General features: G+C 35.8%; 18 protein-coding genes and 1 rRNA gene. 12 read left to right on the top strand and 7 right to left on the bottom strand.

All coding sequences use genetic code 11. From position 1 onward, the window contains the following. Positions 1–275 precede the first annotated feature (275 nt). From VKJ25_RS03950 to priA, 9 genes are all read left to right on the top strand, one after another. Positions 276–566 carry an AAA family ATPase gene (locus VKJ25_RS03950; RefSeq protein ID WP_324235325.1) on the top strand — a complete coding sequence of 97 codons (291 nt, stop codon included), beginning with the start codon at positions 276–278 and terminating at the stop codon, positions 564–566. A 159-nt stretch (positions 567–725) separates the two neighbouring features. Further along, a complete protein-coding gene (locus VKJ25_RS03955) occupies positions 726–905 on the top strand; it encodes a hypothetical protein (protein WP_324235326.1) in 180 nt (59 codons plus the stop codon). Positions 906–1,004: 99 nt separating this feature from the next. Further along, the gene (locus VKJ25_RS03960) at positions 1,005–1,280 is read left to right on the top strand and encodes an AAA family ATPase (RefSeq protein ID WP_324235327.1); all 276 of its coding nucleotides are present in this window, start codon (positions 1,005–1,007) and stop codon (positions 1,278–1,280) included. 89 nt (positions 1,281–1,369) lie between these two features. Beyond that, positions 1,370–1,516, top strand: coding sequence for a hypothetical protein (locus VKJ25_RS03965; RefSeq protein ID WP_324235328.1), 147 nt, complete (start codon positions 1,370–1,372; stop codon positions 1,514–1,516). 5 nt (positions 1,517–1,521) lie between these two features. Next, entirely contained in the window at positions 1,522–1,977 is a 456-nt protein-coding gene (locus tag VKJ25_RS03970; protein ID WP_324235329.1) for a hypothetical protein, read from the top strand. A gap of 281 nt (positions 1,978–2,258) precedes the next feature. Then, a complete protein-coding gene (ureA, locus tag VKJ25_RS03975; protein ID WP_324235330.1) occupies positions 2,259–2,561 on the top strand; it encodes an urease subunit gamma in 303 nt (100 codons plus the stop codon). A gap of 459 nt (positions 2,562–3,020) precedes the next feature. After that, on the top strand, positions 3,021–3,335 hold the full coding sequence (locus tag VKJ25_RS03980; protein WP_324235331.1) for an urease subunit beta: 315 nt from the start codon (positions 3,021–3,023) through the stop codon (positions 3,333–3,335). A gap of 166 nt (positions 3,336–3,501) precedes the next feature. After that, complete coding sequence (locus tag VKJ25_RS03985; protein WP_324235332.1) at positions 3,502–4,506, top strand: hypothetical protein; 1,005 nt, start codon at positions 3,502–3,504, stop codon at positions 4,504–4,506. 398 nt (positions 4,507–4,904) lie between these two features. Then, the gene (gene priA / locus VKJ25_RS03990) at positions 4,905–7,601 is read left to right on the top strand and encodes a primosomal protein N' (protein ID WP_324235333.1); all 2,697 of its coding nucleotides are present in this window, start codon (positions 4,905–4,907) and stop codon (positions 7,599–7,601) included. 351 nt (positions 7,602–7,952) lie between these two features. Here the strand turns inward: priA and VKJ25_RS03995 are convergent, their stop codons facing one another. The 3 genes from VKJ25_RS03995 to VKJ25_RS04005 all read right to left on the bottom strand — a co-directional run bounded on the left by VKJ25_RS03995 (position 7,953) and on the right by VKJ25_RS04005 (position 9,731). After that, entirely contained in the window at positions 7,953–8,255 is a 303-nt protein-coding gene (locus VKJ25_RS03995; RefSeq protein WP_324235334.1) for a nucleic acid-binding protein, read from the bottom strand. Beyond that, complete coding sequence (locus tag VKJ25_RS04000) at positions 8,212–8,373, bottom strand: hypothetical protein (protein ID WP_324235335.1); 162 nt, start codon at positions 8,371–8,373, stop codon at positions 8,212–8,214. The genes VKJ25_RS03995 and VKJ25_RS04000 overlap by 44 nt, the downstream gene beginning before the upstream one ends. A 299-nt stretch (positions 8,374–8,672) precedes the next feature. Next, positions 8,673–9,731, bottom strand: coding sequence for an N-acetyltransferase DgcN family protein (locus VKJ25_RS04005; protein WP_324235336.1), 1,059 nt, complete (start codon positions 9,729–9,731; stop codon positions 8,673–8,675). 286 nt (positions 9,732–10,017) lie between these two features. Between VKJ25_RS04005 and VKJ25_RS04010 the strand changes: the two genes are divergently transcribed. Both VKJ25_RS04010 and VKJ25_RS04015 read left to right on the top strand, forming a co-directional pair. Next, positions 10,018–10,194, top strand: coding sequence for a transposase family protein (locus VKJ25_RS04010; protein ID WP_324235337.1), 177 nt, complete (start codon positions 10,018–10,020; stop codon positions 10,192–10,194). Continuing rightward, positions 10,187–10,507, top strand: coding sequence for a hypothetical protein (locus VKJ25_RS04015; RefSeq protein ID WP_324235338.1), 321 nt, complete (start codon positions 10,187–10,189; stop codon positions 10,505–10,507). The genes VKJ25_RS04010 and VKJ25_RS04015 overlap by 8 nt, the downstream gene beginning before the upstream one ends. Before the next feature lie 34 nt (positions 10,508–10,541). Here VKJ25_RS04015 and VKJ25_RS04020 read toward each other — a convergent pair whose 3' ends face one another. Continuing rightward, complete coding sequence (locus VKJ25_RS04020; protein ID WP_324235339.1) at positions 10,542–11,654, bottom strand: IS630 family transposase; 1,113 nt, start codon at positions 11,652–11,654, stop codon at positions 10,542–10,544. Between the two features lie 107 nt (positions 11,655–11,761). Between VKJ25_RS04020 and VKJ25_RS04025 the strand changes: the two genes are divergently transcribed. Beyond that, entirely contained in the window at positions 11,762–12,292 is a 531-nt protein-coding gene (locus VKJ25_RS04025) for an ISAs1 family transposase (RefSeq protein WP_324235340.1), read from the top strand. A 424-nt stretch (positions 12,293–12,716) separates the two neighbouring features. Here the strand turns inward: VKJ25_RS04025 and era are convergent, their stop codons facing one another. The 3 genes from era to rrf form a co-directional block, all read right to left on the bottom strand. Further along, the gene (gene era, locus VKJ25_RS04030) at positions 12,717–13,649 is read right to left on the bottom strand and encodes a GTPase Era (protein WP_324235341.1); all 933 of its coding nucleotides are present in this window, start codon (positions 13,647–13,649) and stop codon (positions 12,717–12,719) included. Between the two features lie 273 nt (positions 13,650–13,922). Further along, the gene (locus VKJ25_RS04035; RefSeq protein ID WP_324235342.1) at positions 13,923–14,429 is read right to left on the bottom strand and encodes a TylF/MycF/NovP-related O-methyltransferase; all 507 of its coding nucleotides are present in this window, start codon (positions 14,427–14,429) and stop codon (positions 13,923–13,925) included. A gap of 511 nt (positions 14,430–14,940) precedes the next feature. Next, a 5S ribosomal RNA gene (gene rrf, locus VKJ25_RS04040) occupies positions 14,941–15,057 on the bottom strand. Between the last annotated feature and the right edge of the window lie 136 nt (positions 15,058–15,193).

The raw sequence follows: 15,193 nt of genomic DNA on the forward strand, positions 1-15,193 counted from the left end.
TTTCTGATTATGGAGAGTTGGAAAATATCGAGAATATTGACTTTGGGCTATTAGTATATAGGAGCGCACCTTTCCCATTATGTTTATAGTATCATGTCAAGTTTTTTTGTCAAGCATTTTTCTCAAACAAAATGGGATAATTTTCTTTGACTCTTAATTTTCTAAGTATCAGAAAAGAAAATACGGTATAAGGAAAAAGGAGAGTGCTATTTTTTAACCAATAATTATAGTAGCTAAAATCAAGTCAAAAGGAAGAGATAGATGAGGAAAACTTTATGTTGAAACAAATAACTTTGGAAAACTGGAAAAGTTTCCGTCATGCAAAATTATATATTGACCCTTTAACAGTTTTAATTGGTACAAATGCCAGTGGAAAATCTAATGTTGTAGATGCCTTAGATTTTTTGAATAGTATTATGCAAGGTGCTTCAGTAGAAACATTGTTAATAAGTATTAGAGGAGGAATTGAGTGGGCAGCTAGAAAACATGAAACAAAATTTAGTTTTCAAGTATTAGTAGATGGAGAAAATGAAACAGAAGATTATCTTGATAAAATCACTGTATAAATCACTCCTCTTGTGCAAGTATTAGATGAATCTTTAACTTTAATTGATAGTAATAATTTCTCAGATAGTAATTTATCTAAGCAACTTTATTTTATCTCCACAACTATTGGATAAAAGGCTGAAATAATCTTCAATAGTTCTAAACAAGGGAAAGAATTTATGGAAAAATTTTATCCTGCTCCTAATCCTTGGTTAGGTCGTTTTACAACACAAATTCCTTTCTATAATTTTGAGAATATTAATCAAATGATATCTGCCCAAAGTATAGTTCCAAATATTCTCAAAAATATTTTTATTTTAAATCCAATACCTGCGCAAATGCGGAATTATTCACCCTGATCAAAAAAGTTAGAAAGAAACGGTTCTAATATTGCCGGAGTTTTAGCAGAATTACCAGAACAACAAAAGGCTAAAATAGAAGAAAACTTATTGAAATATTTGGCAAAATTACCAGAAGGAGATATGCGAAAAGTATGGTCTGAACCTGTGGGAAGATTAGGCAGAGATGCTATGCTTTATTGTGAAGAAATCTGGCATCCTAACCAAGAAGCAATGATAGTTGATGCTAGTGGAATGTCAGATGGAACTTTGCGATTTTTAGCAATTTTAACTGCCATGTTAACTCAACCAGAAAAAAGTTTAATTGTGATAGAAGAAGTAGATAATGGTCTGCATCCTTCCCGCGCTGGATTACTATTACAAATGTTAAGATAAATTGGGCAAGAGCGTCAAATAGATGTCTTAGTTACAACCCATAATCCTGCTTTATTAGATGAACTAACTCCAGATTTATTCCTTTTGTAATGGTGACTTATCGAGATAAACAAACTGGAGAAAGTCAGTTAATTCCGTTAGAAGATATTGAAGATTTACCGAAGTTAATGGCATCAGGAACTTTAGGAAAAATTGCTAGTAAAGGTTGGATTGAAAAAAGTCTCAAAGTAGATTAGATAGTATGATAAAAGTGTTGATTATTGATACTTCTATTTTATGTGTTTATTTAGAAGTGCCTGGGAAAGAAACCTGTGGTTCTGAAGATAATAAGTGGAATAAATTTAGAGTAGATGAAAAATTGAAAAAAGAGGCAAAAGAAAAAACTACATTTGTTTTACCTTTAGCAACAATTATTGAAACAGGTAATCATATTGCTCAAGCAACTAAAAAGCGTTATGAAATATCTAAAAAATTAGCAAATCTGATGATATTAACTGCGGATCATCAAACTCCTTGGGCAGTATTTACAGAACTTTCTATTTTATGGAATACAGAAAATTTAAAGCAGTTAGCTGATGAATTTCCTGATTTTGCTAGTCGAAGATTTGCATTGGGAGATGCTACTATTAAAAAGATTGCTGATTATTATAATAAGCAAAGAAATCAGGTAGAAATTTTGACAGTAGATGAAATTTGAAAATCATATCAACCTACAGAGCCTTCCCTAACTCCTAGACGTAGAAAATCTCAAAATTAAAACAGTAATATTTTAGATTTTTCGTAAATTAAATTTAGTTCATTTTATATACTCATCCTAAGTGATTTGTGAGAAAAACTGTAGGAGTTTGGTCTCCAAACCCAAAATAAAATGGAATTTGGAAACCCAACCCCGTTAGATAAAATATTACAAACTATTTAAGATTAAAATAGCTATAAATATGATAAAATTTTTACTGCAATAACTATCAATGAAAAACCATGCAATTAACACCCCAAGAAAAAGATAAATTATTAATTTTTACTGCTGCTTTATTAGCAGAACGCCGGAAACAAAAAGGTTTAAAATTGAATTATCCAGAAGCAGTTGCATATATTTCAGCAGCAATTTTAGAAGGCGCAAGAGAAGGTAAAACTGTTGCCGAATTAATGAGTTTTGGTACAACTTTATTAGGGCGAGATGATGTTATGGAAGGTATCCCAGAAATGGTGCAAGAAGTTCAGGTAGAAGCTACTTTTCCTGATGGTACAAAATTAGTCACTGTACATAATCCTATTCGTTAAAAATTATAAATTAGGGAGTGGGGAGTAAGGAGTAGGGAGTAGGAAAATTATCAAACAAAAAATTAATCACTATTGCTCATTTTTGCAGTTATAAGAAACCTAAGCATTCAGCTTTTAACTATTAGCAGTCAGCAAATCCTACCTAAACTTTAAAACGGCTTTATAATGATGAATATAAGCTTTAAAGTCGGCTTTGAGTGTAAGATTCAATTTACTTCAACAAAGCCAAGCTTTTATCTTAAAACTAGAATAAATAGCTGACCGCTAAATGCTGACTGCTGAATACTTACTAAGAAACTGGGTTTATGGGAAATAGATATTGATATAGTGAGGTATTGAAAATAAACCCGGTTTCTAAGCTTGAAAAACTTAGTCAGAGATTACTTTTAAGTTTTCAGTTGTGCATAGTGCTATACTTCTCAATTATTCAATTGTAAAAATACTCAAAAGGTGACAATTATGATTCCAGGTGAAATGATTATTTCCGAGGGAGAAATTGAATTAAATTTAGGTCGTTCCAATGTGAAATTAATAATAGCAAATACAGGCGATCGCCCGATTCAAATTGGTTCCCATTTCCACTTTTATGAAGTTAATTATGCTTTGAGTTTTGACCGGGAATTGGCAAAAGGTATGCGTCTAGATATTCCTGCTGGTACTGCTATAAGATTTGAACCAGGAGATGAACGAGAAGTAATTTTAATACCTTTTGTTGGCACCCGTGAAGTATATGGTTTTAATGCCATAATTAATGGTAAATTAAATTCTGATTAGATATTTTTTAACATTAAATAATTACATCAAAATTCCCTGGAAAATATCTTAGCTGAACCAGGGAATATAACAGTAACTGTTACACAGTATAATTGCATATATTGTGAGGGAATAACCTATACAAAAAATAGTGAAGTTGTTTTAGTTGGGGGAATAAATTTTATTTATGGTACAAGAAACTATTTTCCAATATATTGATAGCTCAATCAAAGCAGTAAATTGGTTAGAAACTCAAATCAATAATGATGGTAGTTATTCTCTAGAAACTCAGGACTTAGCTTGTTATTATAAATCTCCTTATCTGTTTTATATATCTGGAAAAGTAGAGCTAGCTAACAGAATATTGAATTATATAAAGAACCAGTTTTTAAGAGGAAATGGCGATCTAACAACTCGGACAAATTATAAAAGTGAAAATGCTGCTTTTACAGAATATTGGGCTTATATTAATGGTTGGATTGCTATCGCTGCTCAGAAAATGGGGCGCTTTGATGTTTCTTATCCTGTTTATCAATATTTAACATCATTTTATCATCCAAAAATAGGAGGTTTTACAACTAACAAACCTTGGGAAAAGGGTGAAAATGTTGTGGATGTTTTGACTACTGCTCATTTAGGATTAACTTGTTTATATTTTAGGGATTTGAAAACAGCAAAAAACGCTGGAAAGTTGTTAGATAGATTTATGAATATTCAGCCAGATATTAAATCAGGATTTTATCTACGGATGAATGATGATGAAAAGTTAATAATTGATTTTTCCGAAGATGTATCTTTATTTTTTCAAGTTAGTGCAATTAAACCAAATCAAGCCTATTTTATGATTGGATATCCTCTAGCTTTTTTGGCTAATCTTTATAAAATTACTGGGGATAAATTTTATCTAAATACTGCTAAAAAATATCTAGATTTTGCTTTTAGTTGCCATGAAAATATCCGCTCATTTTATTTTAGTCATAAAGTTGCTTGGGGTGCGGCTATAATTGCTAATCTAACTGGGGAAATAAAAGCAACTGAATTATCAAAAAGTATCGTCGATTATTTCTTAAGTATTCAGACAGAAACAGGAGTTTGGTTAACCGAACAACCAACTTATTCGTATTTTGATCAAACCGCAGAAATTGCTATTTGGTTGAGAGAAATATCTACAGAAATTAGTAATATTTGTTGATCAAAAAAATGATGCTCTTGGCTAAATATAAATATCTAAATACTAATATAGCGCTGCGCGCAGGGAACAGGGAATAGGGAACAGGGAACAGGGAGAATGAATGGCCGATAATATAAGGCTTTTAGCTATTGGACAGCTCCTACAATTTGTAAAGATTAAGTGCACACATTGCTATATCTGCACATTATAAATTTTTCTATAATGATATACTAGATAATTTAAGAAATTTAGTCCGTCCTAGGAATTTATAGCGCTTTCCGCTGCCCGTGAGATACACTTATCGCAGGTAAGATGCCCGCACTACAAGATTTTCACCAGTTACTCTGTACCTCATTAGTCCGAAATCTGCTGTAACTTCTGACTTCTGACTTTATTTGTCCCCTAATTCAATGTTGCCAATGTCCTACTCTGTCCAAACACTCCCAAAACCCATCCTCGCTGAACCTGGGTCATCCTATAAAAATCTTGCCCCAGAGTCCCAAGAGTGGGCAGAAGTCTTGGTTGATGTCCCTTTTCAAACTTCAACCGATGATACAGAAGAGGAAGAAAAATTATTCACCTATAAAATACCTCCTGATATGCAGATTCAACCCGGAGATATTTTAGTAGTACCATTCGGCAAACAACAAGTGGGAGCGATCGCTATCCGCAAAACTTCCCAGCTTCCAGAAGGTTTAAGTAGCGATCGCGTCAAAAATATATCGGATATTATTACCAGAGGTTTTTTCCCGGCAACTTATTGGCAACTCTTGGAAAAAGTCGCCGTTTATTATCAAACACCACTTATTAAAGTTATTCGCACTGCTCTACCACCAGGTTTACTCAAACGTAGTCAACGACGTATTCGCATCATCGAAACAGCAATACCCACAGGTGGAGAAATTTTCCTCAATACTAAGGCTCAAAAAATTCTAGAAATTCTGCAAAACTCCAAAACCAAAGACTACACCTGGCAATACATTCAACGTCAAGTCAAAGGTGCTGACAGAGGATTAAAAGATTTGCTCCAACGAGGTTGGGTAGAAAGTTATCTCGAACCTCCTTCCCCACCAAAACCAAAACTCAGACAAGCAGTGACTTTAGTTGCTCAAACTCCACCCAAAGATTTGACTCCGCGTCAAACAGAAGTCATGGAAATGTTACGCAAAAGTGGAGGCGAAATGTGGTTAGCAGAATTTATCGACACCTACAAAACCTCTAATGATCTAGTAAAAAAACTAGAAGAGAATGGTTGTGTTGTTATCGAGGAACAGGAAGTATTACGACGAGAAGAAGGTAGGGGAGATATCAGAGATGAAATAAAAATGCTGACACCTTACCAAACAGAAGCATTAACAACTATCACCCAAATTCAAAAATTTGCTCAAATATTGCTGCATGGAGTTACAGGTTCTGGGAAAACAGAAGTATATTTACAAGCGATCGCTCCCATCCTGGAAAATGGCAAATCTGCTCTCGTACTGGTTCCCGAAATTGGTTTAACTCCCCAACTTACCGATAGATTTCGCGCTCGTTTTGGCAAAAAAGTCTATGTTTACCATAGTGCTTTATCTGCTGGAGAACGTTATGATACTTGGCGAAATATGACCTGGGGTATTCCGCAAATTATTATCGGTACTCGTTCCGCAATTTTTGCACCGCTGCCAAAATTAGGTTTAATTGTTTTAGACGAAGAACATGATAACAGTTTCAAACAAGACAGACCCGCACCCTGTTATCACGCTCGCACTGTGGCGAAATGGCGAGCAGAATTAGAAAACTGCCCATTAATATTAGGTTCGGCAACTCCTTCTTTAGAAAGTTGCTTGGAAACAAGAACACAGCAGAAACAGGATTTATCTGAAAAAAATGATGTTTTGAATGAGGGGAGCAACAAACCAGGTTTCTTGGAGAAACCTGGTTTGTCTGGGAAATTTGATAGTTTGAGCGATCAAGATAATAAACAGGATAATAAACTCGGTTTCTTGGTAGAAAATGTAGATGAAACCGTTTCCCACAAACCCAAAACCTACTACCTATCATTACCAGAACGCATCCACTCACGACCGATGCCACCTGTAGAAATAGTAGATATGCGCCAACAACTGCGATTGGGAAACCGGACAATGTTTAGCTATCCTCTCCAAGAAGCACTGCGACAACTACAAGAAACCAAACAACAAGGAATTTTATTCATTCACCGTCGCGGTTACAGTACATTCGTGTCTTGTCGTAGTTGTGGTTATGTCATGGAATGTCCCCATTGCGATGTTTCCCTTTCCTATCATTACACCCACGAAGGTGCAACTCAACTATTACGTTGTCATTACTGCAACTATAATCAACTACAACCCCAACGTTGTCCGGAATGTGATTCTCCTTTCTTCAAATTTTTTGGCAGCGGAACTCAAAAAGTAGCTCAGGAGTTAACCAGACAATTTCCCGATCTACGAACTATTAGATATGATAGTGACACAACTCGCAAAAAAGATGCTCACCGAAATTTGTTAAATCAATTTGCTAATGGGGAAGCAGATTTATTAATTGGAACTCAGATGTTGACAAAAGGTTTAGATTTAGCACAGGTGACATTAGTAGGAGTTGTATCCGCTGATGGGTTGCTGCATTTTTCAGATTATCGCGCCAATGAACGAGCTTTTCAAACATTGCTCCAAGTAGCAGGTCGTGCAGGTCGTGGTGATAACCCAGGGCGAGTCATTATTCAGACCTATACTCCAGAACATCCTGTGATTCAAGCTGTGCAACGTAATGATTTTGAGTCTTTTGTGGAAACAGAATTACAAACGAGAGCGGATTTACGATATCCTCCCTATGGGCGGTTGATTTTATTGCGTCTGAGTAGTTACGATCCGACTGAGGTAGCGGTGAGTGCTCAACAGTTAGCAAGTGTGTTGATGGAAAAAGCGGAAGCAGAAAAATATGATTTATTGGGTCCTGCACCCGCTCCTATTGCCAGAGTTGCTAATCGTTATCGGTGGCAGATTTTGTTAAAGTTATCGTCTGGATATGATGATGTACCAGACTTGACTAGGTTGAGTAATGTTTGTTCTCCTGGGGTGAGTTTGACTGTGGATGTCGATCCTATGAGTTTATGATAAACTTATAGTAGTTCTTTAGGGTGCGTTAGGCGCTTACTAAAAACTGCGGTTCAACTGTCAAATATTATGTTGCGTCGTAACCCACCATTGAGTAGTGTAGCTATTACAAATATTTCGGTGCGTTACGCTTCGCGCTCCACACCCTACTGACTGAAAAAAAAGGGTAAATAAAACAACTTTTTTTGATTGTCAAGGGTATGGGTTTGGAGGCAAAACCCCTACAGTTATTCAGACTCTAAAAAAAGAGCCACTACTTTCCCATAATACCCATCTAATATAAGAATATAACAACTTTTTCTATTTGTCAAGGTGCGATCGCTATGAAATTACCAAAAATTCCTGGAGTTGCTATTGATAAATTGAAATTACCTTAATTTGAGTAACTCGGTGCATTGGTTTGCCCGGTTTTTCTGTTGTTATTAACTCATCAGAATTTATAGAAATAGCAGCAGCAACATGAAGAGCATCTATGGCATTTATACCAAAATCAGAAGCTAATCTTTGTGCAGATTCTACAATTTTTTCTAGTTCGTTTGCCCAGATAGTACAACCTGCAAAAAAGGTTTCATAAAAATCAACTTCAGCTAGTTGTTTATTATAAATGGCTTTAGGTAATACTTCTAATTTGACAAACGAACCAGCTAGTGGCATATTCTCGTTCGGGATCGTCAAGAATTTCTTGTGCTTTTGCTTTGATTTCGATAGGAGTGTCATCTCTAATTGCTGGAATTAGTACGCCGGAATCTATATAAGTTTTGATAATATTCACAGTCTTTCTCGTCTACCTTCAACAATTTCTCCTTCTATTTTATTCCTAGTTATTTTACGTTTGGAAGGCATCTGAAGACGAATTTCTTGTAATTTTTTACCCATGAAAAACTAACCTAAAAAAAAGAGCTACTATTTTCCTATAATACCAATCTAATATAAGAATATAACAACTTTTTCTAGTTGTCAAGTGTGATCGCTATGAAATTACCAAAAATTCCTGGAGTAATTTCAAAAAGCAATATTTCCTTCTGCTTCCCCCCTTTGAAAGCGAGGGAGGATTTCCTCATTATTCAGACATCATATAACTGCATCCAACAATAAATCAGCACCAAAACGCACAGGATCGGTACAAGGTAAACCAGTTTCTGTTTCCACTTCAGCGATCGCCTTTTTAGCTGCCACTTCATCTAAATGAAAAGTATTCATCGCAATACCCCTAACTCTTGCTGGTTGCAAAGCACCACCCGCAGCAGCCACCATTTCATAAAGTTGAACCACTATTGACAAAGGCGGAATCAATACCTGGGGATGATTGCGAACATGAGTTTGATTGGCACGATGCACCAAAATTAAATCAGTAGGTTGGGTACCACGCAATAATGGCAGAGTAGCAGTAGACCCCGGATGCAATAAAGAACCTTGCCCTTCAACAATAAGCAAATCATGGATATTCCCAAACTCCATAATCATTTGTTCCACAGCACCAGCAGCAAAATCAACCCGCACCGCATCCAACGCAATACCATCTCCCGCAATCATCAAACCCGTTTGTCCTGTAGCCAAAAATTTAGAATTGATACCTCGACGTTGAGCAACTCGATTTAGTTCTAAGCTGGTAGACATTTTGCCGATCGCCATATCTGTCCCCACCGTTAAAACCCTCTGACAAGAAAGTGTTCTAGCTTTCCCACTAGCAATAGTTAATCCTTGAGGTTCCTGACGCACATCCCATACCCATTGCGTTTCTCGTAATAGTGGTACAATATCAGCATGATTAGCGAGTGGAGTATGCAAACCGTTGACAACCGATAACCCAGAAGCAACTGCTGCCTTGATTTCTCCCCACCATTCATCAGGTAAAGCACCACCAGAAGGAGCAATACCAATGACCAATATTTCTGGTTGAAAAGAGATCGCTTCCGTAACAGAAGCAACTATCGGAAGATAACGAGAAATTTTAGTAAGTTCCGGCAATGATTTTCCAGCAGACTGGCGATCGATGACAGCAACAATTTCTGCTTGACTATAACGCAATAGTGATAAACCTGTTTTACCACCCACACCATTGATACCATTATGTAGCAAAATTGCTATTTTACCATTTTTAACTTTTGATTGTGGATTTTCTGTAGTCATAATTTTATTTTCTCACTTGTAACACAGGCATCTTGCCTGTCATAACTGAAATTATAACCACTAAATACTCTATTCTGACTCCGGTGTTGCGGAATTGAAGTATGAATGTAGGATTGTTTGATTTTGCTCAAGCGCCCTATAACCGAAATTTTGGCGACTTTCAGAGTTTTGTCCCCCCCCTTTGGAAGGCAGGGCTGTTTCATTCTCACTCTAGGTATAGAATTATAGAGTAAAAAAGAGATTTAGTTGGTAAAATTGCGAAATATACCTAAATATACCTAAATATATGGAAAAAACTCTGATTGATTACCTGAAAGAAATACCTGATTTTCGCGATTCAAAGGGTTGTCGTCATCCTTTATGGTTGGTACTTTTAATTGTTATAATGGGAATAATGAGTGTTAGCAGGGGTTATAGACAGTTAGGCAGATTTACACCAACGGCATCGTTTGACTTTGATTAAACTACTTAATATTCCTCAAGCTCGTGTCCCCTCTTATTCAACTATTAGAAGAGTCATGGTACATACCGACTACCAAAAATTACAAATTGCTTTTAATAAATGGAGTCAACAATATAGTCTCATCAGGTCAAAAGAATGGGTATCAATAGATGGAAAAAGTCTGAAAAATACTGTTCACAATTCTGATAAATCAGAACAAAACTTCATTAATTGTGTATCAGTATTTAGCCATGAAAGAGGGTGGGTTTTAGGTATAAAAATCTTTGAGAATAAACAAGAAAGTGAAATTACAATTGTGAGAAAATTATTATAAATATTAGACTTAAAGGGAGTAAGCTATCATGCATTTAAACTGCATTGACAGCATTACCTTTATTTTTAAGTTTTCGCCCCCAATTGATAATTAATTCTCCTTCATTCAATAATTTATGAACCAGTGCTTCTAGTTCTTCAATTGAACTAAATAGTCGATTAGAAATAAACTCCTTAGCCGAGTGCCACACCAATTCTATTAAATTGTAATCTGGACTATATTCAGGTAAAAACTCCAGAACTAAATTCGGCATTTCGGCTTTGATTTTGTCGAGGGTTTCTTTTTTTTTATGTATGCTTGCATTATCTAAAATTATCACTATCTTGGGGCCATTTTTTTCAAAATCTTTAATGTTTTTATCTGCTCCTGCCCATTCATACTGCAATTCTCTATAAAAATCTTTCAAAACTTGATAAAATCCTTCCCCATTGCCTTTGGCTAAAAAATCCACTCGTCTTTTTTGATCTGAGAAGCGCAAAGCCCCCATGACATTAAATCTCCCTTTTTTCCTTTGGCCACTTACTTTTTGGCGCTTACCTTTTTTGGTCCATTTTTTACGTCTTATAACTCTTGAACTAAATCCACATTCGTCCCAAAACCATACCTGGAGACGTTCTGGGGATTCTTTGGTAATTTTTAAATACTCATATAGTAGGGCTTGAAACAGTTCTCTTTTTTCAGGGTCTTGTCTGTCCTCTAAGCTATATTTAGCCGACAGATACACATACTTTTTTTCCTTTAAAATCCTCGTTATTTGACTAGAACTCAAAGAAATACCAGTCTCCTGTTCTAAGTAAATAGCTAATCTTTTAGCTGTCCATTTTCCAAATTCATAACCAAATTCTTGCGGCTCTTTGTCTATGACTTCAAGCAACAAAGCAATATATTGCTCTGTTGCTTTACGATAATTACCAGACATTCTTTGATCCTTAAAACTCTCCAGATTATCTGGGTCAGCATGAACACACCAATAAGCGACTTTTCGCAAGGAACAGCCTAGAAAATTTGCTATTTCTTTTTGAGTTTTTCCATCGTTTTGTAATAGAATTATCAAAATGCGCTCTCTAACATATGAATGTTCGTGGTTCTTCTGATGGCGTTGTAAGTTCGTTTTCTGCTCTGGTGTTAAATAATTTTTTATTGGCATAATCCTTTGACAACTCTAAATTCATTATATGCTATTTAGATGCACGACAGCTTAGTTTTTACTCTTGATGCAATACACATTGTCAAAAAAAACAGTGGCCAAAATAATTGATAGTCAAAACGATCCTACAAGTTAAAGTAAAAAAGAATCAACCCAAGTTGTATAAACAAATAGAGCAGCAGACTAAATCAACTCAAGTAGTAAAAAGGTATGTTGAGCAAGAAAAAACTAGAAATCGTTATACGATTAGACAAGTAGAAATTTTTAATATACCAGAAAATATCCAGGATGTCTGGAAAGGTGCAAGTTCTATGATTAGAGTTAAGCGCAGTAGTAATCGTGGGTCAAAATTGGTAGAAAGTATTAGTTACTATCTTTGTTCACTCTCACCAAAATCTACCACTCTAGCTTCAGGTATTCGAGGACATTGGTTAATTGAAAATCGACTTCATTGGGTAAAAGATGTAATTTTAGAAGAAGATTATAGTCCTCAAAAATCAGGGTTTTCTGCCATAAATTTCTCAATTGTCAAAACTTGGGTGTTAACCCTACTCAGAATACATGGTTGGGCTGGAATTAAAGCAGGGATATCAGACTTAAGTAATAATCTTAAATATATACTTTCTGTTTGTACTTAGGTATGAAATAAAATCCATTTCTGAGACAGAATCAATAGAAGTGGCAATATTAATGCGATCGCATTAATATTACGGTCTGTCAAACGACATTCGAGACCTATAGATTGTGGCTATCCCTCTCCTTTGCATAGCCAAAAAAATGGCCAATTAAGCTAATAATCAATAGAAGTGACAATAGCAATGCGATCGCATTAATACTACGGTCTGTCAAACGACATTCGAGACCTATAGATTGTGGCTATCGCTCTCCTTTGCATATCCAAAAAATGGCCAATTAAGCTAATATTGGGGAAAATTTATGGCAAAATCTACCCTTTACTCTATAATTCTATACCTAGAGTGAGAATGAAACAGCCCTGCCCCTTTGAAAGGGGGGCTAGGGGGAAAAATCATACCTATAATCAGCAACGCCTAAAATTTGATATTATTCATCAACTCGATACCCCAACTCTGCCAACCGAATGCGAGACTGTCGCCACTTAGGCTGTACTTTCACAAATAGCTCCAAATAAACCTTACCCGCAATCAACTTTTGAATTTGTTGACGTGCTGCACTACCAATAGCTTTTAACATATTTCCACCCTTGCCAATAATAATTCCTTTCTGAGATGAACGTTCAACATTAATAGTCGCCAGAATACGAGTAATACTTGGCTCTTCATCCACTCTATCAATAGCGATCGCAACCGAGTGGGGTACTTCCTCACGAGTCAGCAATAATATTTGTTCCCTGATTAATTCTCCCATAATAAAGCGTTCTGGTTGATCTGTTACTAAGTCAGGAGGATAATAATAAGGTCCTGTTTCCAAATTTTCGATCAACAAATTTTGCAGCACTTCCACTCCTTCCCCTGTCAGAGCAGAAAATTTAACTATTTGCCAAGAGTGAGAAGAAATTAACTGATAATAACTAGCTTCTATTTCTTGATAATCTGTAGGTTGTAAATCTAACTTGTTCATACCTATAACCACAGGTATCTCAACTCTGTTCAGTAAATCTATAATGTAGCGATCGCCTCCACCTGCTACTACCGAGCCATCTACTACCAGCAAAACTAAATCAACAGACTGAATAGCTACTTTAGCATTTTGAACCAATACCTTTCCTAGTTGGTGGTGAGGTTTATGAATACCTGGAGTATCAACAAAAATTATCTGCGCTGCTTCCGTAGTCAAAATACCACGCAAACGATTACGAGTAGTTTGAGCAACTGGAGAAGTAATAGCAATTTTTTGTCCCACCAGTTGATTCATTAAAGTAGATTTACCAACATTAGGTCTCCCTATGATACCAACAAACCCTGATTTAAACCCCGCAGGTGCTACGGGAATAGTTATATTAGAAGACAATTCCATTTTAGGATTTTTTTGTACTTTTGTTTCCCAGATATATATGTTAATGTAGATTTACATCTCATTTAAAAGCAATATAGCTAATATAATAGATGAAGTAATACCAAATCCGGTTATTAAAAAGTTATTTTTAGCTCTGACTCTCTCATCCTTTTGCTTCCCCCTTTTCAAAACTATCCCCTATAGAACCCCTAAGGGTATCTTTCATATATTATAATTGGCTCTATTGGGTAATTTCTGCCCTCATTTCAAATAATTTTATATTTTACAATCCTGTTAAATCTTTATTCTAGTTATTTTCATGGAATCGGCACTGTCATCTAGAACAAACTGTCCAGCAACTTCCCTTAAATACTCATCGGTTGCGTTTCTACAGCTATCCCAATCATAATAATCATCAAGAATTATGCTGCCCCCCACTACAAGGTTGGGAAAAATACGTCTTAACCAGGTAATCACAGGATCATACCAATCAACATCAATATGTACACATGCAACTGATTGCTTGATTGGCAACGTATCCTGAAGCAAACCTTTAACCAAAGTCACACATTTTTCCTCACAATCTATGCCAAAACTCTCCAAATTTGATTGAACGACCTTATATAAATCCTCCTCATAACCATAGTATTTATCCCCTCCGATTCCCTTAGATTTTCCTTCTTCAATTATCTTATAGCGATCATGCACGTCCTTAGTATCTTCTTTTGTAGGTGGTGGAATCATTCCAAATACATCATAAATATATAGTGGAGTTTTTGAGCTTTTTAGGGTTGCAAGCAAAATTTAAGAGCCACCAAGCGCACAACCTGCTTCAATAAAAATACCTGGTAGCTTGGCCTTTTCAATTGAACGACATATACTCGCAATGCCAGCTAGTTTCTGATCTGACAAATATGTAAGCCTTCTTGACTTAATACAAGATATCAATTCACTGTCTTCGGGAGCTAATTTAGGTAGTAACAGTTTTGTGTTAAATTTTTCATATATTTCTTGAAAGATTGAAGCATACTTTCTTCCTTTGAGATTTACTTAAAAGACAACTTTAATAATTATGCTGTTCCAAAATTGGCATTTTTGGAGAGGTCTATTATTAAAAGAATGAAAGATAACTATAGTTGTCTAGAACTTGGCCACATTATTTGCGGTCATTTTTTCTAGTTTGGGTAAAGTTACATTTATTTATTCCATAACATTAATGCTCTGTTAGCAAAAATAATATGAATACACTACCAAAAACAACAAAGCATCTTTCCCATATATCAGAATCAGAAAGATGCTTTATTAAATATTACCCTGGCATCGAGCTATTTTCACGTGGGGCAACCCCCAAAATATCTTCGCCAGCGCTAAGTTTCACTTCCGAGTTCGAGATGGGTCGGAGTGGTTCCATAGCCTCATAGACACCAGGAATATCTAGAAACCCAGAAGGCTGCATAGTATGAAAGTCAAAGTCTTGAGTTAGAGATCAAGTCCTCGGTCTGTTAGTATGTCTAGGCTCCATACATTGCTGCACTTCCACCTAACACCTATTAACGGGTCGTCTT

This window comes from Okeania sp., assembly GCF_035285525.1.
Taxonomy (GTDB): domain Bacteria; phylum Cyanobacteriota; class Cyanobacteriia; order Cyanobacteriales; family Microcoleaceae; genus Trichodesmium.